Consider the following 1,320-nt stretch of genomic DNA (forward strand, 5'->3'; position numbering starts at 1 on the left):
ACCTCGACCCCTACCCGGCCACCGACGCGCCGATCAGCTCTACACCCTCAACTGTGAAGAGCCGGATAACGTCCTTCCGACGTCTCTCATGGTCTGCCGCCGTTTTGCATTGGTCTGTGTAACCGATGTGTACTCCCGCTCACGGGTCCTGACCACGCCAGTCCGAGATGAGTTGACGCTCCCTAGTCCGTCGATCTGAGGAGGGCACGTGATTGCGAAGGTCGCCGACCCGATTCTCGTGGCTATCGTCGCCTTGGTTGGGACCATCGTGGGTGGCCTGGTAGCGGGTTGCGTTCAGCTCGTCGTCGCGAAGATGAGCAGGTCAACGCAGGTCGAGGTGCTCCAACTGCAGGCAACCCAAGAGGCAGACCGCGTGTGGCGTGATCATCGCAGACAGATCTATGCCGACTTCCTAACTGCGACGACCACAACCATGGACTTGATTGAGGTGTACACACAAGCTCCGTCCGACACCGACACCGACACCGAATCAGCGATTCCTGACGTTCATACCGACTCAGGGTTTCCTGACGTTCAGGAGGTCCGGAAGGCAATGCATGAGTTCACCAGAGCGTATTCAGACCTCTCCCTCGTAGCTGGCGCCGAAATGAGGGCAGTGGCGCTCAGGGTGATGGAAATGATCAATGATTCCTATGTGGCCGCACTCGAAGGACACGAGACACCTGAGCGTCCGGCCGATCTATCGCACAACGTTGTTGTCGAAGCGATGCAGAAGGAACTGGGTCTCCATCAGGCGGCATCCACACCTGTCCCGTCCCCCCGATAGCTGCCAAACCCAGGTCAGCGCGACCCGCGTCAAGAGTCGGCTTGCCGATCCCGTAGCAATGCCGCGTAGTTAGCGGTTGGGTGGCGTTGTCCAGGTCTATGGGGGTGTGTCGAGTGTGTAGGTGCCGTGGCCGGTGCGGGCGAGGAAGCCGTCGCGGGTCCATTGACCGAGTTGGGTGAGCAGGTTGCGGCGGTTGAGCTGGAGTTGTTCGGCGAGTTCGCGGCCGGTCCAGGCGCGGTGGGGGTCGGTGTTCATGATCGCGGTGACGCGGTCGCGGCGGGTCGGGAGCCGGGGCGTTTGCGACGGGTTGTGGGCGCGGCGGGGTGGCGGGGACAGCGGTGGGGTGTGCACGGTGATGGTGATGGCGGTGATGGTGGTCGGGGTGTCGGGGCGGGTGTTGTCGCGGTTGAGGTAGCGGGAGGTGGAGCATTTGACCTTCCGGGCGCTGTAGCGGGGGCGGCGGGCGGGCAGCAGGGTGGCCAGGATGGAGCGGCCGATGATGCCGAGTGGGTCGCCGGTGTCGTCGGGGCAGA

General features: G+C 63.1%; 1 protein-coding gene and 1 pseudogene. One reads left to right on the forward strand and one right to left on the reverse strand.

The window, feature by feature from the left end; genetic code table 11:
• The first annotated feature begins 208 nt into the window (after positions 1-208).
• On the forward strand, positions 209-787 hold the full coding sequence (locus tag ACFPJ1_RS28880; RefSeq protein WP_380108675.1) for a hypothetical protein: 579 nt from the start codon (positions 209-211) through the stop codon (positions 785-787).
• A gap of 96 nt (positions 788-883) precedes the next feature.
• Here ACFPJ1_RS28880 and ACFPJ1_RS28885 read toward each other — a convergent pair.
• Positions 884-1,320, reverse strand: a pseudogene (locus ACFPJ1_RS28885) (hypothetical protein); the annotation flags it as partial.

This window comes from Kribbella qitaiheensis (genome assembly GCF_042657745.1).
Taxonomy (GTDB): domain Bacteria; phylum Actinomycetota; class Actinomycetes; order Propionibacteriales; family Kribbellaceae; genus Kribbella; species Kribbella qitaiheensis.